The sequence below is a fragment of the Pseudomonas sp. 22085 genome, from assembly GCF_052045815.1.
Taxonomy (GTDB): Bacteria; Pseudomonadota; Gammaproteobacteria; order Pseudomonadales; family Pseudomonadaceae; genus Aquipseudomonas; species Aquipseudomonas glycinae.
The window spans coordinates 91,272-115,074 of the sequence record NZ_JBQEQA010000018.1; the positions used below are offsets into that span (position 1 = coordinate 91,272).

Sequence of the window (23,803 nt, forward strand, 5' to 3'; positions counted from 1 at the left end):
GCACTTCCAGAACAGTGAAGTGCCAATGCTAGCGGATTAGCGCTTGTTGAGCGCGTCGTAAAGTTCGGGGCGGCGGTCGTTGAAGTAGCGGTTGGCGCTGCGCGAGTCGACCATCAACTGGCGATCCAGCTCGCCGACGATCAAGGCTTCATCCAGCCCGGCCTGAGCAATGCGGCTGCCATCCGGCGCGGCGATGCTGCTTTGCCCGCAGTAATGGATGTCGCCTTCGTGGCCGCAATAGTTGGCGTACGCCACGTAGCACTGGTTTTCAAAGGCGCGAGAGCGCACGGAAACATCGGCAATGAAATCGAAAGGAATCATGTTGGCTGTCGGCACCAGAATCAGCTCGGCGCCTTCAAGGGCCAGGCGCCGGGCGTTTTCCGGGAACTCCAGGTCGTAGCAGATCAGGAAACCGAGCTTCCAGCCGTTGAGCTCGACGATGGGGAACTCACCATCGCCGGGACTGAACATCGAACGATCCAGATCGCCGAACAGATGCGTCTTGCGGTAATTGCACAGGCGCTCGCCGCTTGAGTCGATCAACTGCACAGCGTTGTAGATCTGTCCTTCGGCGGTGCGCTCCGGGTAGCCATAAAGAATCGCCAGGCCGGCAGCCTTGGCGATCCGTCCGACTTGCTGGGCCCACTCACCGTTGTAGACCTCGGCCAATGTCGCGACCGCCTCCTTGCCGATGTTGTAGCCGGTCAGGAACATCTCCGGCACCACCAGCAGGTCGGCGCCTTTGGCCTCCATCGCCAGTTGGTGCAGGCGCTGAAGGTTGGCGGCGGGTTCCAGTGGCAGCGGTGGACATTGGTAAAGGGCTACACGCATTGAAGATTCCTCTTACTCGGGCAGGGCGATCGGGCCGATGTCGTTGAACACATCACCCGGGCCAGGGTTCTCTTTATGTGTGGACCCGCCGAAGTGCTTCATGATTCCCCACACCGCGTTAAGCGACGTCTGCACCGCGCCTTCCACCCAGGCCGGCGTCCACGATACGTCGTCGCCGGCGATGAAAATGCCGCGCTGCTCCGGCGGCATGTCGTCCTGCATGAAGTGCGCGTACATGCGCTGGTTGTAGCGATAGTGGCCGGGCAGGGCGCCCTTGAACGCACCGAGGAAGTGCGGGTCGGCTTCCCACGACACGGTGATCGGATCGCCGATGATCCGCGCGGCGATGTCGACTTTCGGGTAGATCTTCTTCAACGCATCCAGCGCCAGTTTCACGCGTTTTTCCACCGGGTGCGGGAGCATCTTCAGCGCATCGCTCATCCACGAGTACGAAAGGCAGATCACACCGGGTTTGTCGTCGCCGTTGTCGAACAGATAGGTGCCGCGGGTCAGGCGATCGGTGAGGGTCATGCTCATCAGGTCGCGGCCGGTTTCCGGGTCCTTGTCCTTCCAGAACGGGCGGTCGACCATCACGAAGGTCTTCGATGATTGCATGTAGCGCGTGCGGTCCAGTGCCATCCACATCTTTTGCGAGAACAGGGTTTCGTCGCATTCGATCTGGGTGGTCAGCAGCCAGCTCTGGCAGGTGGTCAGTACAGCGGCGTATTCGCGGGTGTCGCCATTGTTGTCGGTGACCGCGAAACGTCCGTCAGGCGCGTGGGCGATTTTCTTTACCCCGGAGCGCGGGGCACCGTGATGCAGCGATTTCAGGCTGGTGCCTGCCGGCCAGTGTACGCAGCGCTCCGGCGCATGACGCCAGATGCCTTGCGGTACTTGTTCCACACCGCCGACCACCAGGTGCTGGTGATCGTCGCAGTTGGTCATCACCACGCGGAAGATTTCCAGCATCGAGTTGGGGAAGTCCGAGTCCCAGCCGCCGGTACCGAAACCAACCTGGCCGAACACTTCGCGGTGATGGAACGACAGTTTGGCGAAGGCTTTCGACGTGGCGACGAAGTCGTAGAAGGTGCGGTCGTCCCACAGCGGTACCAGTGTGTTCCACAGCTCTTTCAGGCGCGGCACGTCACGGTCGCGGATCGCCTGCTGGATATCGGCGAACTGTGAGCCAGCCTCCAGAGCGTCAGCCCAGGCGTCAGCCACTTCCTGGAACAGTGCAGGAAGATCCTTCAGGCTCTGTGCGTAATGGGTTTTTCCTTCCAGGTCGATCACGGTGCTGCCGGAGGCCGGGGTCAGCGGGTTGGGGAAGGGCTTGGTTTCGAGGCCGAGTTTGTCGACGTAGTGATAGAACGCGGTAGACGACACCGGGAAACGCATGCCGCCGAGCTCGGCGACGATGCCGTCGGTACCGTTGAACGCTTGCGAACGCAGACGACCGCCAAGCTTCGAGGCCTCATAAACGACCGGCTTCAAGCCGAGTTTCATCAGCTCATACGCCGCCACCAGACCCGCGATGCCGGCACCGACAATAGCTACTTCGGCACCGTGGTTGTGCTCGGGAATGCTGCCCAGGCCGGCCGGGTGTTCGATCCAGTCGTCGAAGGCGAAAGGAAAGTCCGGACCGAAAATGGTGATCGGTTTCTTACCGTCTGCAGGATGGCGATTGTTCTTGTTCATGGCTGACCTTGCTGGCGACCCGACGCTGGAGGCGCGTCTGAGTATAGGAAAAGATGCCAGCCATTCTAGGGAGCGTAGAACACGTTAATAAGACGCAATGTGTCGTCGTTTTGAGTGCATGTGCTGCAATCTGACGATTTTATTGGTCAGACTGGATGGCCGCGATCAATCTTGCTGCTGAGAATGATCGAGGTCGTGGTTTTCTCCACACCGTCTACGCTGCCGATCTGATCCAGAAGTTGATCAAGCTGCTCCGGCGAATCGGTCCGCAGCCACGCCACATAATCGAATTCGCCACTCACCGCGCACAATTGCTGCACCTGAGCCATTGCGCTCAAACGGCGCAACACCTCTTTGCCGGAGCGTGGCTGCACCTTGATCCCGACGTAAGCCTGCAATCCGCCGTCCACCACGCGCTGGCCCAGACGCACGCCGTAGCCGGTGATGACTTTGGCCTTTTCCAGCCGCGCCAGTCGTGAAGTCACGGTCGTGCGGGCGATCCCCAATTGTCGGGCCAGCATCGCCACGCTTTCACGGGCGTTGATTTGCAAGGCAGCGATCAGCTGGCGGTCGATTTCATCGAGCACGGGTGGGCGGATGTCGGGCAAGGGCAGGCTCCAGCGGTACGGATCAATGTGGCTGCATGTTACAGGCTCGTACGGCGAGGCGCTTGTGAGCGCTGATTGAGCGGCGGGGGATCAGGCAGCCGCCGGATCGGGGGATTTAACTGAAACAAAAGAACAGACAAATGATTTGACTTGCCTGCTGCCTTTATCAAAAATGGCCTCAAGAGCGCGAAATCTGCTGCCTTGCAGGGCCTCAGCAGACGTAGGTACCTCAGCGATGCTGCAACATCGGTGTAAGGTGAGACCTCTTCATCCCATTTCCTGAGGATGCCAATATCAGGATTCAAATATTCAAGGGGAGCCAACAGGCTCCTCTTTTTGTTTGTCCTGAAGAATGTATCTCTTGTAGAGAAGTTCGCCCTGACGGTGCTTGTTCATCGCTCTTGCCGGAGCATGCATGAAGTTCCACAGGACGTGTCCGTGCCTGACATCTACCACGACGAGCATGTCATTTTTTGCCTCATAGGCGTTGATGAAAGCCATGCGGTATCCGCCGTTGTCGTACAGCACTCTCCATATTTCAAACGGCCCCGTCAGCGTGTCAATCGCATGCCGAACGTAGCGCTCTCGTGAGTCAGCGCGTTTTTCGACGATGTGGGCGAGTTTGTCCCTCATGACCGCAACGTTTCCGATCGGTGTGAGGATAGTGACTGCGAGTAATGCCTCATCGATGAATCCGAAATGAGTCAGGAGAATTCTGAGGGCTCCTTGCGCATCGTCTGCCCTTTTCACTTCATCAATTGCGGCCGAGCGAAGCTCCCTGGCCAGTGTTCGCAGGTCGGGCAAAGCTAAGTCGATCCATGTTTGTTGGCCACCTGATTCTTTTATAAGTGGCGCAGCATTCACGAGCATGAAAGTAATCCCTGGCGAACAGCGGCGCCCGGAGATTACTCGTTCGGAGAAAAGGCCAACAAGGCCGAAAACTGAGTGAAAACACAGCTTGGGAAATAACCTACAGACCTCGCGGTAGTCTTCCGAGTATGGCGCTTGTAACGACCGTAATCGCCAAACGACAGGCGAAAAAAAGCCGCACATAAGCGCGGCTTTTTCATGTTTGGTGGGCCCACACGGACTTGAACCGTGGACCAAAGGATTATGAGTCCTCTGCTCTAACCAACTGAGCTATAGGCCCTCAGTAGGCCGCGGATTATAGCGACGGTTTCTCGGCTGTGCTATCCGAAAAATCCGATACGGATATGCGAAGAAACGTCGCGGCGAATTCCTCGGGCGGCAGCGGCAGGCTGACGATGTAGCCCTGGATCTGTTCACAGCCTTCGGCGGCGAGGAATTGTTGCTGGGCCTGGGTTTCCACGCCTTCGGCGATCACGGTGAATTGCATGCTGCGGCCCAGGGCGATGATGGCGCGGACAATCGCCGCGTCGTGCGGGTCGTCGGGCAGTCCGCGGACGAAAGACTGGTCGATCTTGAGGATGTCCAGTGGCAGGCGTTTGAGATAACTCAGCGAGGAATAACCGGTGCCGAAGTCGTCGATGGCCAGTTGCACGCCCAGGTGTTTGAGCTGGTGCAGCACCGCCAGGGCTTCTTCAGCCTGGCTCATGATGAAGTTTTCGGTAATTTCCAGTTGCAGTAATTCCGGTTGCAGGCGGTTGTCCTTGAGCAGTTGCTCGATGCGTCCCAGCAGGTTCGGCTGGCGCAGTTGTGCGCCGGCGAGGTTCACCGACAGCGGGCCGAGGGATTCATAGATCTGGCCCCACTCGAACATCTGCCGGCAGGCGGTTTCCAGCACCCAGTCGCCGATTTGCAGAATCATGCCGTTCTCTTCCGCCAGCGGGATGAAGTGCTCCGGTGGCACATCGCCGAAGTTCGGGTGGCGCCAGCGGATCAGGGCTTCGGCGCCGACCAGGCTGTGATCGTCGAGGCTGATTTTCGGTTGGTAATAGAGGTACAGCTCTTCGCGCTCGATGGCCCGGCGAAGTTCGTGCTCCAGTGCCACGCGTTCGCTGGCCTGGGCGGTGAGATCGCGGGTGTAGCTTTCGACCCGGTTGCGGCCCTTGGCCTTGGAGCGGTACATCGCCGCGTCCGCATTTTTGATCAGGGTCGCGACATCGCAGCCGTCGCGTGGGTAAAGGCTGGTGCCGATGCTGGCGCTGATGAAAAACTCATGCTCGCCGGCCTGGAATGGCGCGCCAAAGCAGTTCAGCAATTTGGTGGCGATGTTGTCGGCATCGCCGGGTTGTTGCAGGCCGGGCAGCAGAATAATGAACTCGTCGCCCCCCAGCCGCGCCACGGTGTCGATATCACGCAGTTGTTCCTTGAGGCGCACGGCGATGCCCTTGAGCAGCAAATCACCGACCGGGTGACCGAGGCTGTCATTGATGTGCTTGAAGCGGTCGAGATCGAGGAACAGCACCGCGCCCTGGCCGCCGTTTTCCTGCTGGCTGTTGAGTGCCATCAACAGACGGCTTTCGAACAGCGTGCGGTTTGGCAGGCCAGTGAGCGGGTCGTGATGCGCCTGGTAGTCGAGTTTGGCCTGGGCGTGCTTGAGGCTGGAGATATCTGCAAACACCGCAACGAAGTGGGTGATGAACTTGTCGCGGTTGCGGACGGCGCTGATGGTCAGCCAGCTCGGGTACAGTTCGCCGTTCTTGCGCCGGTTGGAGATTTCGCCCTGCCAATGGCCTTCGTCGGTCAATTGATGCCACATCGCCGCATAGAACGCGCTGTCGTGTAGACCGGATGCAAGCAGGCGCGGAGTGTGACCGAGCGCTTCACTTTCGCTGTAACCGGTGATTTCGGTGAACGCCCGGTTTACGGCACTGATGTGTTGCTGGGTGTCGGTGATCAACACGCCTTCGGCGGTACTTTCGAACACGGTTGCGGCCTGTTGCAGTTTTTCCTGCATCAGGTGGCGTTCGGTGATGTCCCGGGCGATGGTCAGCATGCAGTCTTCGTCGCCGATCGGCAGTGGACGGCTGGACACTTCGCAAAGGCGGATCTGCCCGTCGCTGCGGCGGATGTGGCAGCTGAAGTCGCGAACGAACCCGTCGCGGTGCAGCAGATCGAGCATTTGCTTGCGTTCGTTGAGATTGACCCAGATGCCCAGGTCCAGCGCCGAGCGATCCACCGACATGGCGCTGTTGAAACCGGTGATACGACTGAAACCTTCGTTGACCTCCAGCAGCAGACCATCGCTCTGGCGCGACAGCAGCAGACCGTCAGGCGAGGCGTGGAAGGCCTTGGCGAACTTCTCTTCGGAGGTTTGCAGTTGCTGCTGGGTTTCCTTGAGCTGGGTAATGTCGCGCACCACCACGACCAGCGCCGGCGTGGTGTCGAGCTCGAAGGGTTCGGCGGAAATCAGCCCGGTGAACACCTGACCATTGTTGCGGCGAAAGGGCATCTCCAGGTTGCGAATGCTGCCGGCTTGCAGGCGCTGAAGGAGGCCCGGGCCGACTCCGGGAATGCCCCAGATGTTGAGTTCGGTGGCGGTCTGGCCAATCACCTCTTCGGCCTTGAGCCCGATCTGTTCCTCAAAAGCCTCGTTAACCTCCAGCAGGCAGCCGTCCGAGAGCCGGGCGATGACCAGGATGTCCGGGCATTGCTGGAATACCGACGCGAACTTCTGTTCCGACAGGCGCAACGCCTCTTCAGTGCGCTTGGTTTCGCTGATGTCGATCATCAGACCGCGCATCACCGGTTCATGGCCATGTTCGATCAGGCTGACGATGTCGCGCACCCACAGGCAGCGGCCGTCAGCGGTGATCACCCGGTAATCGAGGCTGTGGTCGCGTCCAGCCAAGACTTCGTGATCGCAGAAACTCTGGGCGCGGGTCAGATCGGCCGGGTGAATGATGTTGCGCCAGAAGCCCGGAATCAGCCAATGAGACAGCGGATAGCCGAGCAGGTCTTCGGCGTGGGGTGACACATAGCTGTAGGTGAAATCGCTGATCCGCGCTTCCCAGGCGATGGCCGAAAGACTCTCCACCAGTCCGCGATAATGGTATTCGCTGCTGCGCAGCTCCTGTTCGAGGTCGATGCGTCGGGCAATTTCCGAGCTCAGACGACGGTTGATGCGGATCACCACCGCCAGCACGATGACCAGAAGCGAGAGGCCCGGTAACCCGTAAATCAGCAGATCCGACCAGAATGTCCGGTGATCGAGGACGTTGCCGACCCAATGCTCCTGAATGCTGCTGATTTCTTCCGGGGACATGTCGGCCAGCACCTTGTCCAGAATCCCCACCAGCATTTTGTTGTCCCGAGGAACGCCCATCGCCAGTTGGTAGCGATAAGGGGTTTCGCCACTGACATACAAACCATCCAGTTTGAGCTGGCGCAGGCTCCAGACACTGGAGGCCAGGTCGCCAACCACTGCGTCCACTTCATCGGTGGCCAGAGCCTGTAACGCGGAGCTGACATTGGGCATCGCCACCAGGTTCAGGTCGGGGTGATGGGTGCGCAGCAGCTCATGGGGGGCGTAGTTTTCCACTACGGCGATTTTCAGACCGTAAAGCTCCTCGAGCTTGCGCGGTTGCGGGCCGCCGACGTGGGCGAGGATGACGATCGGAAAGTCGAGGTAAGGGCGGGTAAATGAGAGGTAGCTTTGGCGTTCCGGGGTAGACATGATCCCCGGCAGCAGGTCGATCGTGCCGTTTTTCGCCTGTTCGAGCACGACCGTCCAGCTCACCGGCTCGATGGGCGTGAGTTTGATCGCCAAGCGTTGGCGAATCACATCGATATAGTCCGCAGCCAGGCCCTGATAGCGGCTCTGATCGTCGCGGAACTCGAAGGGTGGCCACGACGCATCGACACCCAGGCGCAAGTCCGGGTGAGCCGCCAGCCAGCTACGTTCTTCATCGGTCAGAGTCAGCGCGTCAGCCGTTGCGGTCCAGATCATCAGTGACAGCAAAAAAAGCACGGACGCCAGTCTGGGCATAACGGTCTCGTTATGGCTCGGGGGAATGTTTCGAGTGTAGACGGGCTGTGCGCAGGGGGAGGGCGGAGCTGGGTATTTAATCTGCCGTAAAAACAAAACCCCCGGCCTGGGCCGGGGGTTCTGGTATCACTCGTCGAGGAAGGAGCGCAGATGCTCGCTTCGCGTCGGGTGGCGCAGCTTGCGCAGCGCCTTGGCTTCGATCTGACGGATCCGCTCACGGGTCACGTCAAACTGTTTGCCGACTTCTTCGAGCGTATGGTCGGTGTTCATGTCGATACCGAAACGCATGCGCAGTACCTTGGCTTCACGGGCAGTAAGGCCGGACAGCACTTCGCGGGTCGCTTCTTTCAGGCTCTCGACAGTGGCGACATCGATTGGCGACTGCATGGTCGAGTCTTCGATGAAGTCACCCAGATGAGAGTCTTCGTCATCACCGATCGGGGTTTCCATGGAGATCGGCTCTTTGGCGATCTTCAATACCTTGCGGATCTTGTCCTCAGGCATTTCCATGCGTTCACCCAGCTCTTCCGGGGTCGGTTCGCGACCCATTTCCTGCAGCATCTGCCGGGAAATACGGTTGAGCTTGTTGATCGTCTCGATCATGTGCACCGGAATACGGATGGTGCGGGCCTGGTCGGCGATCGAGCGAGTGATCGCCTGACGGATCCACCAGGTGGCATAAGTCGAGAACTTGTAACCACGACGGTATTCGAACTTGTCCACCGCTTTCATCAGACCGATGTTGCCTTCCTGGATCAGGTCGAGGAATTGCAGGCCACGGTTGGTGTACTTCTTGGCGATGGAGATCACCAGACGCAAGTTTGCTTCAACCATCTCTTTCTTCGCACGGCGGGCTTTCGCCTCACCGATCGACATGCGACGGTTGATGTCCTTGATCTCGGCGATGGTCAAACCGGTCTCGGTTTCCAGCGCAGTCAGCTTCTGCTGGCAACGGATGATGTCCGGTTGCACGCGGGCGATGGCTTCGGCGTACTTGCTCTTGCCTTTGGCCAGGGCGTCGGACCAGCTTTCGTCGACTTCGTTGCCCGGGAACTGGCGCAGGAAGTCGGCGCGAGGCATACGTGCATCACGTACGCAGAGTTGCATGATCGCGCGCTCTTGCTGACGCAGACGATCCAGGGCGCTGCGAACACGCTCGACCAGGGCTTCGAATTGCTTCGGCACCAGTTTGATCGGCATGAACAGCTCGGCCAGGGCCAACAGTTCGGCAATTGCCGCCTTGTTGTGACGACCGTGCTTTTTCAGGGCCTTGCGGGTGATTTCCATCTGGTCGGCGACAGCACCGAAGCGCTGTGCGGCAATGACCGGATCCGGACCGCTTTCGGCTTCTTCTTCGTCATCGGAAGCTTCGGCGTCGTCATCGTCGTCGGATTCTTCGGCTTTCGCCGCTTTCGCGTCGATCGGCGGCGGCACTTCGGCGGCAGGCGGCGCAATGCCGTCGTCCGGGTCGATGTAACCGCTCAGAACGTCGGACAGGCGACCGCCCTCGGTAGTGACGCGAGTGTACTCGGAGAGAATATGGTCAACCGTGCCGGGGAAGTGCGCGATGGCGCTCATCACTTCACGGATGCCTTCTTCGATACGTTTGGCGATTTCGATTTCGCCTTCACGAGTCAGAAGCTCGACCGTACCCATTTCACGCATGTACATGCGCACCGGGTCAGTGGTGCGACCGATATCGGTCTCCACCGCCGCCAACGCAGCGGCTGCTTCTTCCGCAGCGGCCTCGTCGGTATCGGCGTCGGCCAGCATAAGGGCGTCCGCATCCGGAGCACTCTCGTGTACGGGGATCCCCATGTCGTTAATCATGCGGATGATGTCTTCCACCTGCTCCGGATCTGAAATATCCTCGGGCAGGTGGTCGTTGACCTCGGCGTAAGTCAGATACTTCTGCTCACGACCCAGTTTGATCAACTCAATAATACGAGACTGCTGTTGCGCTTTTCCGGACATAACACCCTATCCACTGAAGGTCTTGGCGGGCAAAAAACAAGCCGAGGATTATACCTGAGCTATGACCTCACGCGCCAGTTGAGGTCGGGTTTGATGCGGAAACATTGCGACTTAAAAGGTCGCGCAGTTGATTTTTCTCTTCGGCGCTCAGTTCGCTTTGACGCGCTTTCCTGAGCAGTTGTTCCAGATTTCGCTCGCGTTGGCGGGCTGACAAGCTAGTAATGGTGTCGAAAAACTGTTGTTCAAGGTTGTCTCCGTCAATCAGCCATTCCTTTTCCGCCAACGCCTTTAGCAGGCGGCCCTGTTCGGTTCCGTGCCATCGCGCGATCAACTGAAATGAGTTTAGCTTGGGATTCTTCTGTACGGCTTCGAGCAGTGCCACGAGCAGTTGTGCGTTGGTCTGGTTCTCGTCCGCGAAGTGCCCGGCGTCCTCGACTTTTTCCGCCAGTTGCGGGTGATGCAGCAAGGTTCTCAGGGCGGCCAGGGTTGGTGGTTCGACGGCGGCCGGCACGCGTGGGGCACGTGGTTGGTCGCGATCACCCCCGCGCTTGCCATTCTTGTCCCACGGTTTCTTGTCCCATTTCTTGCCGCCGGTGCCGGGTTTCTTCGGCGTCCACTCTTGCTGCGGCACATACATTTCCTGTGCCTGCGGCTGATGGTAGTCGCTGTAGTCCGGCATGGCGTCGTAATCAATGCCCGGGTCGTAGGCCGGCGGCGCTTCCTGCGGTGCGCTCTGGGCCAGCTGGCTGACGCTCTCGCTGCTCAGGCCGGTGATCTCGGTCAGGCGCTGACGCATCAGGATGCGCAGGTTGGCGCCGGGTACCTTGTCGATCAGCGGTGCTGCGAGCGTGGCCATGTGGGCCTTGCCCTCCAGCGAGCGCGGGTCGGCTTCTTCGGTCAGTTGCTGGAAGAAGTAGTCCGCCAGCGGCTGCGCGTGCTGATTGATCCGGGCGCGGAAGGCGTCAGTGCCCTCGGCGCGAATCAATGTGTCCGGGTCTTCGCCTTCGGGCAGAAACAGAAAGCGTGCACGGCGTCCGTCCTGCAGGCTGGGCAGTGTTGCTTCCAGTGCGCGCCAGGCAGCATTGCGGCCGGCCTGATCGCCGTCGAAGCAGAACAGCACGCTCGGCACGACGCGAAACAGGCGCTTGAGGTGTTCTTCGCTGGTGGCGGTGCCCAGTGTCGCGACGGCATTGCGCAGGCCTTGCTGGGCCAGGGCAATGACGTCCATATAGCCCTCGACGACGATGATTTCGTCGAGGTTGCGATTGTTCTTGCGTGCCTCATACAGGCCGTAGAGTTCCTGGCCTTTATGGAACACCGGAGTTTCCGGCGAGTTCAGGTACTTTGGCTTGTCATCGCCGAGTACTCGGCCGCCGAAGGCGATGATCCGTCCGCGGGTGTCGCGGATCGGGAACATCACGCGATCGCGGAAGCGGTCGTAGCGTTTTCCGGTTTCAGCGTTTTCGATCAGCAGGCCGGCCTCGATCATGGCTTTCTGCTGCAAGGTGTCGCTGCTCAGGTGTTTGAGCAGGTTGTCCCAGCCCGGTGGTGCGAATCCGAGACCGAAGTCGCGGGCGATCTCGCCGGTCAGGCCGCGACCCTTGAGGTAGTCCACCGCTGCCTTGCGTGCCGGATGGCTTTTGAGCGCCTGTCGATAAAAGTCGGCGGCGGCGGTGAGCAGCGGGTACAGCGGTGAGTCGGTCGGCTGGCGCGGTTTGTTCGAACGACCGCCTTCTTCACGCGGCACTTCCATGCCGGCGGCTTTGGCCAGGTCTTCGACAGCCTGGGGGAAGTCCAGGTTGTCGTGATCCATGAGAAAGCCAAGGGCGTTGCCACCGGCGCCGCAGCCGAAGCAGTAGTAGAACTGCTTGTCGGGGCTGACGCTGAACGACGGGGTTTTCTCTTTATGAAAGGGGCAGCAGGCGGTGTAGTTTTTGCCGGCCTTCTTCAGTTGCACGCGCGAGCTGACCACGTCGACGATGTCGGTGCGGTTCAGAAGGTCGTCAATGAAGCTCTGGGGAATCAGCCCGGCCATGGCGTTCTCGTCTGTGCTGTAAGGGATCCGTTGCGAAAGGCAGCCGGACGCGGGTCATTGAGTGATGCGCGCACATTGGGCGGCTCGACCGGTGTCGTTTGCGTAATCGCTGTCGGGAAGTGTATCTGCCGAAAATCCACTGACGTTAGTGTTCATCAGTCTTCGACTATTCGAAAATGTTGCGCTGAATCCGCTGACGGCCGGCGATCGGCCTCGGATAGCTCATGAAGCGGGCACGCAAGCAGGTGCCTTGGGCTGATCGTCGTAAGAGGAATCAGTGGGTGTGCTCGTCAGTAGCCTTGAAAGGCTCGTCAGAAAAGACGTGCACCGCTGGCAAAAGAGCCAGGCCTGACGCGGTGAAGCGGGTTTGTCTCGGTCGCATCTGCGGCTTCGACGGTGAAGCATCAAGCGTTTTACGCAAATGCCATTAGCCCGGCTGAGGGCCGGGCTTGGCAGAAGCTTGCTACGATCGTCTGTGTATTAGTACAGACGAACGGCGCGGCGCTGTTCGCGCTGAACTTTCTTGGCGTGACGCTTAACAGCAGCAGCTGCCTTGCGCTTACGCTCAGAAGTTGGCTTCTCGTAAAATTCGCGGCTACGAACTTCAGCCAGTACACCGGCTTTTTCGCAGGAGCGCTTGAAACGACGCAGAGCTACGTCGAAGGGTTCGTTCTCTTTAACTTTGACGGCTGGCATCCAGAGCTACCTTCATTCATTACCGGGGTCAACATCCTCGCGGCAAAAGAGCACTTGAAGACGTCGGTTTTTAAGGGTTGCGGATGTTAACCCCTCATCGCTCGGAATGCAAAGCCTCTGATCGAAAACCGCTGGTCGGGGCATCACGCGGCGACTATTATGCGCGCCTTCGAATTCAGCCTAAACAAGGCGCAAACCCATGCTAGTACTGGGATTAGAAACTTCCTGCGACGAAACCGGCGTCGCTTTGTACGACAGCGAGCGCGGACTGCTGGCCGACGCGCTGTTCAGTCAGATCGACCTGCACCGCGTCTATGGCGGCGTTGTGCCGGAGCTCGCATCGCGCGACCACGTAAAGCGCATGCTGCCCCTGATTCGTCAGGTGCTGGCCGAGGCCGACTGCGTGCCGACCGAAATCGACGCCATCGCCTACACCGCAGGTCCCGGCCTGGTCGGGGCGCTGCTGGTGGGTGCTTCGTGTGCCCAGGCGCTGGCGTTTGCCTGGGGCATTCCGGCGCTCGGCGTGCACCACATGGAAGGCCATTTGCTGGCGCCGATGCTGGAGCCAAAACCGCCGGAATTTCCGTTCGTCGCTTTGTTGGTGTCCGGTGGTCATACGCAGCTGGTTCAGGTCGATGGCATCGGCCAATACAGCCTGCTCGGCGAGACGCTGGATGATGCCGCGGGCGAAGCCTTCGACAAGACTGCAAAAATGATGGGCCTGAATTATCCGGGCGGTCCGGAAATCGCCAAGCTGGCAGAGAAGGGCGTCGCAGGACGTTTCACCTTCCCGCGTCCGATGTGTGATCGTCCGGGCCTGGATTTCAGCTTCAGCGGCTTGAAGACCTTCGCTCTCAACACCTGGCAGCAGTGCGTCAGCGCCGGGGACGACAGCGAGCAAGCCCGTTGCGACATCGCGCTGGCGTTCCAGCAGGCCGTGGTGGAGACTTTGACCATCAAGTGCAAGCGTGCCCTCAAACAGGCGGACATGAAGCGGCTGGTAATCGCCGGCGGCGTCAGTGCCAACAAGGCGCTGCGGGTTTCGCTGGAGAAAATGCTCGGCGACATGAAGGGCGATGTGTTTTATGCCCGTCCCGAGTTTTGCACCGATAACGGCGCAATGATCGCGTTTGCCGGCTGCCAGCGGTTGCAGGCCGGCCAGCAGGAGAGCCTGGCGATCAGTGTGCAGGCGCGCTGGCCGATGGAGCAATTGTCGGCGCTGTGATGAGCGGCGCTCACGGGCGGTATTTAAAAATGCCGTTCGCGCCCGGCGAACAGGTCGCGTAGATTGCCCCGGTGGCGCCAGACGATCAGCAGTGTCAGCGTGCTCATCGGCAACAGGGCCGCCGGTTCCTGCCATGCCAGCAACGGCAGGGTCAGCGGAGTGGCGATCAACGCCGCCAGCGAACTGGTGCGGGTCAGGTAAAACGTCAGCAGCCAGGCGCACACGGCCAGCAGCGCAGCGGGTGGATACAGGCCCAGCAGCATGCCGGCCGCCGTGGCGACGCCCTTGCCACCGCGAAAGCGAAAGTACAAAGGGAACAGGTGACCGATCACGGCGCAGACGCCGATCCACGCCTGATCCTGTAGCGAAAGGCCCATTGCCGAAGCGATCAGCACCGGCAGCAGGCCTTTGCACAGATCACCCAGCAGGGTCAGGATCGCGAGTTTGCGTCCGGCCAGGCGCAGCATGTTGGTGGCGCCGGCATTACCCGAGCCACTCATTCGCGGATCCGGATTTCCGGTCAGGCGGCTGAGCAAAATGGCGAAGGACAGAGAGCCGAGCAGGTAGGCGAGGATCGCCAGTAACCAAAACATGCTAACTATTCCGGGCGAGGACGCCCTGATTCTAACGGCGCATTGCGCCCTTGTCGTGCAGCGGAGAAAAGTGCTTGGACAGAGTGTTTATCGAGGGCCTGGAAGTCGACACCGTGATCGGTGCCTACGACTGGGAGCGCGGCATCCGACAGTGCCTGCGTCTTGATTTGAGCTTCGCCTGGGACAATCGCCCGGCCGCTGCCGGTGACGACCTGACCCTGGCGCTCGATTACGCCAGTGTGTCCACACGGATCCAGGCCTTTGCGGAGCAATCCCGGTATCAACTGGTCGAGACCTTCGCCGAGCGTCTGGTTGAGGTGCTGATGAGCGAATTCAAGATCACCTGGGTGCGCCTGAAGCTGACCAAGCCAGGTGCCGTACCGGCTGCCAAGGGTGGTGTGGGTGTGGAGATCGAGCGCGGATGCCGCTGACCCAGGTCTATCTCGGGCTCGGCAGCAATATCGAGCGCGAAACCCATTTGCAGGCCGGTCTGGATGCCTTGTCCACGTTTCTCGTGGATATCCGCTGTTCGCCTGTATTCGAAAGTCAGCCGGTGGGGATCAAGAGCGGGCCGTTCTTCAACTTCGTGGTGTCGGCTCTTACGGATCTGCCGTTGATCGAGCTGGATCGCCGCCTGAAGTTCATTGAAGCGGACAATGGCCGCTATGCGCCGGATCGCAAAGGCTTGCCGCTGGATATCGACGTGTTGCTGTATGGCGATCTGACCGGCAACTTCGACGGACTGATCCTGCCCCGCGCGGAGATCCTGAAGAATGCCTTTGTATTGTGGCCGCTGTCGCTGATTGCGCCGGATCGGGTGCATCCCGGTGCAGGAAAAAGCTTTGCCACATTGTGGGCCGAAGCACAGATCGATCAGGTGCTGGCACCGGTCGGATTTGAGTGGCGCGGTACTCAGCTCACGCCTTCAGAACTGTCTTGAACAGTTTGATCCGCCCTTGCGAGGGCGGATCGGGTGTTTTCAAGGCACCGCCGATTCCTTGTAAGCCTTCAACGCCTTGAGCCGTTCGCGCTTGAGCGCCTCGCCCAGTTCCGGGCCTTTGAATCCTTTCTCCAGCAACGGCTGCACGGCCACACTGCGGGCCACATTGGCCGCGCCGCGCAGGTAATCCGCCTGTGGATAACTGCGCTGCTCAAGCCCTTTGCGGCCTCGGGCGTCCATCTCGCACGCGACGATGAATTCTTCGAAACGCTGCGGCCGACGGTAAACGTCAAAGCTTTGCAGCAACTCAAGCAAGGTCGAAGCCTTCAGTTCTAGAGCACGATGTCCGTGGGTGTGATATTGGCCGACCAGCAGGGCCAGCTCCTGACAGTCCTTCGGTGCCTTGAAGCGCTCGTTGACCGCTTTGATCAACTTCAGGCCTTTGTGCTCATGGGCAATGTGTCGAGGCCACTCCTCTTCTGGAGTAAGGCCTTTGCCGAGGTCGTGCAGCAGGCAGGCCCAACGCACGGTCAGCGGTTGTTTGTGCAGGGCTGACTGCTCAAGCACGCTCAGGGTGTGAAGGCCGCTGTCGATTTCCGGGTGATGGGCTTCCGGTTGCGGTACGCCGAACAAGGCATCGACCTCTGGCATCAGCACCTTCAAGGCGCCGCAATCGTGCAGCACCTGAATGAACACTTGGGGCTGATCTTCCATCAGTGCGCGGGAAATCTCTTTCCAGCTGCGTTCGGCCGTAAGGGCTTGCAGTTCGCCCGATGCGCTGAGCTGACGCATCAGCTCCAGGGTCTCGGGCGCCACCCTGAAACCAAGCTCCGCGTAGCGGGCGGCAAAGCGCGCAACACGCAGAACCCGGAGCGGATCCTCGGCAAACGCGGGGGAAACGTGGCGCAGAATCCGCTCTTCGAGATCGCGCTGGCCGTGGTAGGGATCGGTCAGGTTTTGCTGATCATCCTCGGCCATGGCGTTGATCGTAAGGTCACGGCGGATCAGGTCTTCTTCAAGCGTGACCTCGGGGCTGGCGTGAAAGGTGAAACCCCCATAACCACGACCGCTCTTGCGCTCGGTGCGGGCGAGGGCGTACTCCTCGCCACTTTTCGGGTGAAGAAATACCGGGAAATCCGCGCCGACCGGGCGAAACCCCTTGGCGAGCATTTCTTCTGTGGTCGCGCCGACCACCACCCAATCGATATCGGTGACCGGTTTGCCCAGCAGGCGATCACGTACCGCACCGCCGACCTTGTAAATCTGCATAAAAAACCTCCGTTGGCCCGACAGGATAACCCTTGCGCCGGACTTTCGGAGGCCTGAACGGGATCAAAGATGAATGACGGCCAGGTCGAGTCGACCGTAATCCCCCTCGCTGTGTTCGCTGCGGGGCGGAACATGATGGGTCTTCATGATCTGGTCGCCCTGCAGGGTTTCCAGATGAATGTCGAAGCCCCACAGCCGGTGCAGGTGTTTAAGAACCTCCTCGGTGGAATCGCCCAGCGGTTTGCGGTCGTGTTGCTGGTGGCGCAGGGTCAGCGAGCGGTCGCCGCGGCGGTCGATGCTGTAGATCTGCACGTTCGGTTCGCGGTTGCCCAGGTTGTACTGCGCGGCCAGGGTCTCGCGGATGATCCGGTAACCGCCCTCGTCATGGATTGCGGGCACCAGCAGATCGTCCTTCTGATCGTCATCGAGGATGCTGAACAGCTTCAGGTCACGGATCACCTTGGGTGACAGGTACTGCAGGATGAAGCTCTCATCCTTGAAGCTGCTCATGGCGAACTTGATGGTCGACAGCCAGTCGCTGCCGGCGATTTCCGGGAACCAGCGGCGGTCTTCTTCCGTGGGCTCTTCGCACATGCGGCGGATGTCGCGATACATCGCAAACCCCAGCGCATACGGGTTGATACCGTTGTAATAAGGGCTGTCGAACCCCGGCTGGAACACCACGCTGGTGTGGGACGTCAGGAACTCCATCATGAAGCCGTCCGTCACCAGGCCTTCGTCGTACAGGTCGTTCATCAGCGTGTAGTGCCAGAACGTCGCCCAGCCTTCGTTCATCACCTGAGTCTGGCGCTGCGGATAGAAATACTGGGCGATCTTGCGCACGATCCGCACGATCTCGCGCTGCCAGGGTTCCAGCAGCGGGGCGTGTTTCTCGATGAAATACAGGATGTTTTCCTGCGGCTCGGCCGGGAAGCGCGCGTTGTCCTTGTCGCTGTACTTGTCCGCGCCTTTGGGAATCGTGCGCCACAGGTCGTTGATCTGCTTCTGCAGGTGTTCTTCGCGATCCTTCTGCCGACGCCGCTCCTCTTCGGCGGAAATCGGGTACGGACGTTTGTAGCGGTCGACACCGTAGTTCATCAGGGCGTGGCAGGAATCGAGCAGATCCTCCACGGCATCGATCCCGTGGCGCTCCTCGCACTGCATGATGTACTGCTTGGCGAATACCAGGTAATCGATGATCGAACTGGCGTCGGTCCAGGTGCGGAACAGATAGTTGCCCTTGAAGAAGCTGTTGTGGCCGTAGCATGCATGCGCGACCACCAGTGCCTGCATGCAGATGGTGTTTTCCTCCATCAGGTAGGCGATGCACGGATCCGAGTTGATCACGATCTCGTACGCCAGCCCCATCTGCCCGCGACTGTAGGATTTCTCGGTGCTGAGGAAGTGCTTGCCGTAGGACCAGTGGTGATAGCCCAGCGGCATGCCGACCGACGCGTAGGCGTCCATCATCTGCTCGGCGGTAATCACTTCGATCTGGTTGGGGTAGGTATCCAAAGCATAACGGGCCGCGATACGGGCGATTTCACGGTCGTACGTCTGGATCAGCTCGAAAGTCCATTCCGAGCCGGTGGAAATGGGTTGGCGCTTCTGCTCTTTGGCGGTCTTGGCGGTCATGTCACTAACCTGCGCTGGAAGAGTTCACGGAAGACCGGATAGATATCCCCGGCCGAGACCAGTTGTTGCTGGGCAAAAGTGTCGGAAAAAGCTTCGGCGATGCGTTCGTACTCGTACCACAAGGCCTGATGTTCGCGCGGGGTGATCTCCACGTAAGTGTAGTACTGCACGAACGGCATGATCTGGTTGATCAGGATGTCGCGGCAGATCGGTGAGTCGTCGTTCCAGTTGTCGCCGTCGGAAGCCTGGGCGGCGTAGATGTTCCATTCATTGCTCGGGTAGCGCTCGGCCATGATCTCCTGCATCAGCTTGAGTGCACTGGAAACGATGGTGCCGCCGGTCTCGCGGGAATAGAAAAACTCCTCTTCGTCCACTTCCCGGGCGCTGGTGTGGTGGCGGATGAACACCACATCGATCTTGTCGTAGTTCCGTTTGAGGAACAGGTACAGCAGGATGAAGAAACGCTTGGCGATGTCCTTGGTTGCCTGGGTCATGGAGCCGGAAACGTCCATCAGGCAGAACATCACGGCTTTGGAGCTTGGATTGGGTTGCTTGACCAGCAGGTTGTATTTCAAATCGAACGTATCGAGAAACGGCACGCGATGGATACGCGCACTGAGTCGCTCGATTTCTGCTTCAAGATCCTGAATATCGCCGAAGTTGTCCGGTTCTTCGCGTTTGAGTCGCGCCAGCTTCTCTTTGACCTCGCGCAATTTGGCGCGGCTGCTGCCCGATAACGCAATGCGTCGCGCATGAGCCGAACGCAGGGTGCGGATGATGTTGATCCGCGACGGATTGCCCTCGTTGCTGATCCCGGCGCGCACGGTCTTGAAGGTATCGGTGCCGGTCAGGTTGCGCTTGACCAGGTTGGGCAGTTCGAGGTCCTCGAACATGAATTCGAGGAATTCTTCCTGGGTGATCTGGAAAACGAATTCGTCCATGCCTTCGCCGGAGTTGCCGGCCTTGCCCGGCCCACGGCCTCCGCCACCTCCCGGCGGACGCGCGATGTGTTCGCCAGCGGTGAATTCCTTGTTGCCGGGATGAACCACGGTCTGCTTGCCGCCGCGACCATGGTGAAGCACCGGTTCGTCGATATCGCGACCGGGGATGCTGATCTGCTCGCCGTGCTCCATATCGGTGATGGAACGCCGGCTGACCGCCTCTTCGACAGCCTTCTTGATGTGGTCACGGTAACGCCGCAGGAAGCGCTGACGGTTCACCGTGCTCTTGTTCTTGCCATTGAGACGTCGGTCGATCACATAGCTCATGACTGCTCCTTAGAAGCTGTCCTGCAAAGGGGCGAGCGGTCATGCAGCATTGAACCGAATGCCAAGGGACGTACACGCTCCCCCAAGCGCTTTGGGTGCTGCCTGAACCTCGCTACCGCCTTTCGAACACCTTCCAGAGGCCTGTGTAGCAGAAAATGCGTGCACAGGCCTCGGGCTGACGACAACCGGTCTGACCGGTCGCGGTTTACTGTGATTTTCTGACCCGCAGATACCACTCGGAGAGCAGTCGTACCTGTTTGTCGGTATAGCCGCGTTCGACCATTCGTGTAACGAAGTCGTTGTGTTTCTGCTGATCCTCTTTGCTGGCCTTGGCGTTGAAGCTGATGACTGGCAGCAGGTCCTCGGTGTTCGAGAACATTTTCTTCTCGATGACCACCCGCAGTTTTTCGTAGCTGAGCCAAGTCGGGTTCTTGCCGTTGTTGTTGGCCCGGGCGCGCAACACGAAGTTGACGATTTCGTTGCGGAAATCCTTCGGATTGCTGATGCCGGCCGGTTTCTCGATCTTTTCCAGCTCCTCGTTGAGGGCGACGCGATTGAGGATCTCGCCGGTTTCCGGATCGCGGTATTCCTGATCCTGAATCCAGAAGTCCGCATACAGCACGTAGCGGTCGAAGATGTTCTGGCCGTACTCGCTGTAAGACTCGAGGTAGGCGGTCTGGATCTCCTTGCCGATGAATTCGATATAACGCGGCGCCAGGTACTCTTTCAGGTAACGCAGATAGCGCTCGCGGGTTTCGGCCTGGAACTGTTCCTGTTCGATCTGCTGTTCCAGCACATAGAGCAGGTGTACCGGGTTGGCGGCAATTTCGTGCGGATCGAAGTTGAAGACCTTGGACAGAATCTTGAAAGCGAACCGGGTCGACAGACCGTTCATGCCTTCGTCGACGCCCGCCGCGTCGCGGTATTCCTGGATCGACTTGGCCTTCGGATCGGTGTCCTTGAGGTTTTCGCCGTCATACACGCGCATCTTCGAATAGATGTTGGAGTTTTCCGGCTCCTTCAGGCGTGACAGCACGGTGAACTGTGCCAGCATCTTCAGGGTGTCCGGCGCGCAATGCGCCTTGGCCAGGGAGCTGTTGAACAGCAACTTGTCGTAGATCTTCACCTCGTCGCTGACCCGCAGGCAGTACGGCACCTTGACGATGTAGATCCGGTCGATGAAGGCTTCGTTGTTCTTGTTGTTGCGGAAGGTGTGCCACTCCGATTCGTTGGAGTGAGCCAGCAGAATCCCGGTGAACGGAATCGCACCGAGGCCTTCGGTACTGTTGTAGTTGCCTTCCTGGGTCGCAGTCAGCAATGGGTGCAGCACCTTGATCGGTGCCTTGAACATTTCGACGAATTCCATCAGGCCCTGGTTGGCCCGGCACAGCGCACCGGAGTAGCTGTAGGCGTCGGCGTCGTTCTGCGGGAACTCTTCGAGTTTGCGGATATCGACCTTGCCCACCAGCGCGGAGATGTCCTGGTTGTTTTCATCACCCGGTTCGGTCTTGGCCACAGCGATCTGGTTGAGGATCGACGGGTACAGCTTGACCACGCGGAACTGGCTGATGTCGCCGCCGAATTCGGCCAGGCGCTTGGTGGCCCATGGCGACATGATGGTGTTCAGGTAGCGCCGTGGAATGCCAAAGTCTTCTTCGAGGATCGCGCCATCTTCGGTGGCATTGAACAGACCCAGTGGCGATTCGAATACCGGCGAGCCCTTGATGGCATAGAAGGGCACTTTTTCCATCAGTTGTTTCAGCTTCTCGGCCAGGGACGATTTACCGCCGCCGACAGGGCCGAGCAAGTAGAGGATCTGTTTCTTTTCTTCCAGGCCTTGGGCGGCATGGCGGAAATACGACACGATCTGGTCGATGCATTCTTCCATCCCGTGGAAGTCTTCAAAGGCCGGATAGCGGCGGATCACCTTGTTGGAAAAGATGCGCGACAGCCTCGAATTGGTCGAGGTGTCGAGCAGTTCCGGTTCGCCGATGGCCATTAACAGACGCTCGGCGGCGGAAACGTAGGCACTGCGATCCTTTTTGCACAGTTCCAGGTACTCCTGCAGGGAGAATTCTTCCTGGCGTGTGGACTCGAAGCGTTGTTGGAAGTGGCTAAAGATACTCATGACGTCACCTCGCTCGATACGTGGAGCCGACGCCGGATCACTCAGTCGATGCTGGCAGCAGCCGCGATGGCAGCTGTTGTTTACCCCCCAGAACCCTTCCGCGATCGACAATCGCGAAAGTCACTCCCGATGACCCGTGCGCCGGTGTACCGGCTCTCCCCTGTTTTGGATGGCCTGGGCTTAAGGATAGTTGGGAATTCGGGAGGTAAAGGCGAGATACGTAATTAGTTGTGGCAGACCGTTCGTCTGCCACCGCGCGAGCCCACGGGAGCCGGGGCTTGCGCGTTACAAAAAAATTATTCGGCGGTGCCTTGCGCGGTTTCCGAAGGAAAAGTCGTACGCCACAGTTCGAAGCCGCCGTCCATGCTGTAGACGTCGGAAAAGCCCTGGCTCACGAGATACGCGGCGGCACCCTGGCTCGAGTTGCCGTGGTAGCAGACCACGACGGTGGGGGCATCGAGGTCGGCGCCCTGGATGAAAGCATGCAGGGAATGATTGTCCAGATGCTTCGAGCCGCTGATGTGCAGTGCGGCAAATGTTGCCGGGTCACGGACGTCGACGACCACGGCGCCTTGCTCGCGCAGGGCCTGGGCCTGTTCCGGGGGGATACGTTTGAATTCGCTCATGGCGGGCTCCTGTGGCTCGGCTGAAAACGCAGTCTAGCGCGGGGCGCTGACGGGAGAGGATTCGGTGATCAGTGGTGCGACGGTGGGCAGTACGGCCCCATGTTCGTCGCATTTGCATGAAAGTCGTTCGCCGCTGTCGACATTCATCAGGGTCAGGCTTCCGCCCCAGACGCAACCGGTGTCGAGGGCTGCAATACCCGGCTCGTGGACGATGCCTTCCAGTGCCGCCCAGTGGCCGAAAATGATCCGCAGGCCACGGGTCTTGCGTTCCTTGTGCTGGAACCAGGGTTTGTAGCCCGGTGGCGCGGTGTCGAGGCCTTCCTTGCTCTTGAGGTCGAGCTTGCCTTCGGCGGTGCAGAAACGCATGCGGGTGAAATAATTGGTGATTACCCGCAGGCGTGTCACGCCTTTGAGGTCGCTGTCCCATTTCGCCGGCTCGTTGCCGTACATACCGTCGAGGAAGGGTGGAAGCAGGTTGTCATCACGCAACGCGGCCTCGACTTCGGCGGCGTATTTGAGCGCTTTGCGCAGCGACCATTGCGGCGGGATGCCCGCGTGCACCATGGCCACTTCACGTTGTTCGTCGTAGTGCATGAGTTTCTGCTGGCGCAGCCACTCCATCAGTTCGGCGCAGTCGGGCGCTTCAAGAATTTCACGCAGCGTGTCGGACTTCTTCATGCGCTCGATGTTCTTCGCCGCTGCCAGCAAGTGCAGGTCATGGTTGCCGAGCACGCAGACCAGCGAGTCGCGCATGCCATAAAGAAAGCGCAGGGTTTCCAGTGACTGCGGGCCTCGGTTGACCAGATCGCCGACCAGCCACAGGCGATCCAGGGTCGGGTCGAACGCGACCTGCTTGAGCAGGCACTTGAGCGGTTCGAGGCAGCCTTGCAGGTCGCCGACGGCATACGTCGCCATCAGTGCAGGGCTCCGGGAACGGCGAGGCGGAAGGGCTTGATGATCGCATCGAAATGCTTGCCGTCGTCGGCGACCATTTCGTAAGTGCCTTGCATGGTGCCGACCTTGGTAGTCATGACCGTGCCGCTGCTGTAGGTGTGGCTTTTTCCAGCGCCGATCAACGGTTGCTGGCCGACCACGCCGGCGCCGCGCACTTCTTCGACATGCCCGTCGCCATCGGTGATGATCCAGTGGCGCGACATCAGGCGGGCCGGCTGCTCGCCATTGTTCTGCACGGTGATGGTGTAGGCGAAGGCAAAGCGCTCGTGCTCGGGTTGCGATTGGTCTGCCAGATAGTGGGTAACGACACTGACATCGACCTGGTAGCGAGGATCGGACATGCAAAAGGCCTTAAAAACGAAGCGGGACGCGGGGCGTAGCTGATTGGGATTCAGTCTAGGCAAGTATCGGGCA

The 23,803-nt window shown here is 59.6% G+C and carries 19 protein-coding genes and 1 tRNA gene; 3 read left to right on the forward strand and 17 right to left on the reverse strand.

All coding sequences use genetic code 11. The features are described from left to right. Positions 1-36 precede the first annotated feature (36 nt). From ACTJK7_RS21640 to rpsU, 9 genes are all read right to left on the reverse strand, one after another. Positions 37-831, reverse strand: coding sequence for a carbon-nitrogen hydrolase family protein (locus ACTJK7_RS21640; RefSeq protein WP_011336225.1), 795 nt, complete (start codon positions 829-831; stop codon positions 37-39). Between the two features lie 12 nt (positions 832-843). Further along, on the reverse strand, positions 844-2,526 hold the full coding sequence (locus ACTJK7_RS21645) for a flavin monoamine oxidase family protein (protein ID WP_064380322.1): 1,683 nt from the start codon (positions 2,524-2,526) through the stop codon (positions 844-846). 146 nt (positions 2,527-2,672) lie between these two features. Next, positions 2,673-3,134, reverse strand: a complete 462-nt coding sequence (locus tag ACTJK7_RS21650) for an Lrp/AsnC family transcriptional regulator (protein WP_007959884.1) — start codon at positions 3,132-3,134, stop codon at positions 2,673-2,675. Positions 3,135-3,443: 309 nt separating this feature from the next. Continuing rightward, positions 3,444-4,004 carry a PBECR2 nuclease fold domain-containing protein gene (locus ACTJK7_RS21655; protein WP_108563396.1) on the reverse strand — a complete coding sequence of 187 codons (561 nt, stop codon included), beginning with the start codon at positions 4,002-4,004 and terminating at the stop codon, positions 3,444-3,446. A 203-nt stretch (positions 4,005-4,207) separates the two neighbouring features. After that, positions 4,208-4,284, reverse strand: a tRNA-Ile gene (locus tag ACTJK7_RS21660). Positions 4,285-4,299: 15 nt separating this feature from the next. Further along, the gene (locus ACTJK7_RS21665; RefSeq protein WP_108563395.1) at positions 4,300-8,046 is read right to left on the reverse strand and encodes a bifunctional diguanylate cyclase/phosphodiesterase; all 3,747 of its coding nucleotides are present in this window, start codon (positions 8,044-8,046) and stop codon (positions 4,300-4,302) included. 126 nt (positions 8,047-8,172) lie between these two features. Further along, the gene (gene rpoD / locus ACTJK7_RS21670; RefSeq protein WP_039768067.1) at positions 8,173-10,020 is read right to left on the reverse strand and encodes an RNA polymerase sigma factor RpoD; all 1,848 of its coding nucleotides are present in this window, start codon (positions 10,018-10,020) and stop codon (positions 8,173-8,175) included. Positions 10,021-10,087: 67 nt separating this feature from the next. Further along, the gene (dnaG, locus tag ACTJK7_RS21675) at positions 10,088-12,055 is read right to left on the reverse strand and encodes a DNA primase (RefSeq protein WP_236195732.1); all 1,968 of its coding nucleotides are present in this window, start codon (positions 12,053-12,055) and stop codon (positions 10,088-10,090) included. Between the two features lie 480 nt (positions 12,056-12,535). Beyond that, on the reverse strand, positions 12,536-12,751 hold the full coding sequence (rpsU, locus tag ACTJK7_RS21680; protein ID WP_002551877.1) for a 30S ribosomal protein S21: 216 nt from the start codon (positions 12,749-12,751) through the stop codon (positions 12,536-12,538). A gap of 199 nt (positions 12,752-12,950) precedes the next feature. Between rpsU and tsaD the strand changes: the two genes are divergently transcribed. Next, positions 12,951-13,976, forward strand: coding sequence for a tRNA (adenosine(37)-N6)-threonylcarbamoyltransferase complex transferase subunit TsaD (gene tsaD / locus ACTJK7_RS21685; RefSeq protein ID WP_323150841.1), 1,026 nt, complete (start codon positions 12,951-12,953; stop codon positions 13,974-13,976). Between the two features lie 23 nt (positions 13,977-13,999). On the opposite strand, the gene plsY is transcribed toward tsaD, so the two are convergent. After that, a complete protein-coding gene (plsY, locus tag ACTJK7_RS21690) occupies positions 14,000-14,569 on the reverse strand; it encodes a glycerol-3-phosphate 1-O-acyltransferase PlsY (RefSeq protein ID WP_007959895.1) in 570 nt (189 codons plus the stop codon). Between the two features lie 74 nt (positions 14,570-14,643). Here plsY and folB point away from each other — a divergent pair, with 74 nt between their 5' ends. Both folB and folK read left to right on the forward strand, forming a co-directional pair. Further along, positions 14,644-15,000, forward strand: coding sequence for a dihydroneopterin aldolase (gene folB / locus ACTJK7_RS21695; protein ID WP_064380331.1), 357 nt, complete (start codon positions 14,644-14,646; stop codon positions 14,998-15,000). Beyond that, a complete protein-coding gene (gene folK / locus ACTJK7_RS21700) occupies positions 14,991-15,509 on the forward strand; it encodes a 2-amino-4-hydroxy-6-hydroxymethyldihydropteridine diphosphokinase (RefSeq protein ID WP_323150842.1) in 519 nt (172 codons plus the stop codon). Before folB ends, folK begins: the two co-directional genes overlap by 10 nt. A gap of 39 nt (positions 15,510-15,548) precedes the next feature. On the opposite strand, the gene ACTJK7_RS21705 is transcribed toward folK, so the two are convergent. The 7 genes from ACTJK7_RS21705 to apaG form a co-directional block, all read right to left on the reverse strand. Continuing rightward, positions 15,549-16,778, reverse strand: a complete 1,230-nt coding sequence (locus ACTJK7_RS21705) for a multifunctional CCA addition/repair protein (protein WP_323150843.1) — start codon at positions 16,776-16,778, stop codon at positions 15,549-15,551. Positions 16,779-16,841: 63 nt separating this feature from the next. Further along, positions 16,842-18,413 carry a SpoVR family protein gene (locus ACTJK7_RS21710; protein ID WP_011336213.1) on the reverse strand — a complete coding sequence of 524 codons (1,572 nt, stop codon included), beginning with the start codon at positions 18,411-18,413 and terminating at the stop codon, positions 16,842-16,844. After that, positions 18,410-19,681, reverse strand: a complete 1,272-nt coding sequence (locus tag ACTJK7_RS21715) for a YeaH/YhbH family protein (protein WP_440779565.1) — start codon at positions 19,679-19,681, stop codon at positions 18,410-18,412. Before ACTJK7_RS21715 ends, ACTJK7_RS21710 begins: the two co-directional genes overlap by 4 nt. A 205-nt stretch (positions 19,682-19,886) precedes the next feature. Continuing rightward, positions 19,887-21,809, reverse strand: coding sequence for a PrkA family serine protein kinase (locus tag ACTJK7_RS21720; RefSeq protein ID WP_011336211.1), 1,923 nt, complete (start codon positions 21,807-21,809; stop codon positions 19,887-19,889). A gap of 296 nt (positions 21,810-22,105) precedes the next feature. Continuing rightward, a complete protein-coding gene (glpE, locus tag ACTJK7_RS21725) occupies positions 22,106-22,435 on the reverse strand; it encodes a thiosulfate sulfurtransferase GlpE (RefSeq protein WP_064380338.1) in 330 nt (109 codons plus the stop codon). Between the two features lie 33 nt (positions 22,436-22,468). Then, positions 22,469-23,350, reverse strand: coding sequence for a symmetrical bis(5'-nucleosyl)-tetraphosphatase (locus ACTJK7_RS21730; protein ID WP_064380339.1), 882 nt, complete (start codon positions 23,348-23,350; stop codon positions 22,469-22,471). Then, a complete protein-coding gene (gene apaG / locus ACTJK7_RS21735) occupies positions 23,350-23,730 on the reverse strand; it encodes a Co2+/Mg2+ efflux protein ApaG (RefSeq protein ID WP_085654022.1) in 381 nt (126 codons plus the stop codon). The genes ACTJK7_RS21730 and apaG overlap by 1 nt, the downstream gene beginning before the upstream one ends. Positions 23,731-23,803: the final 73 nt, after the last annotated feature.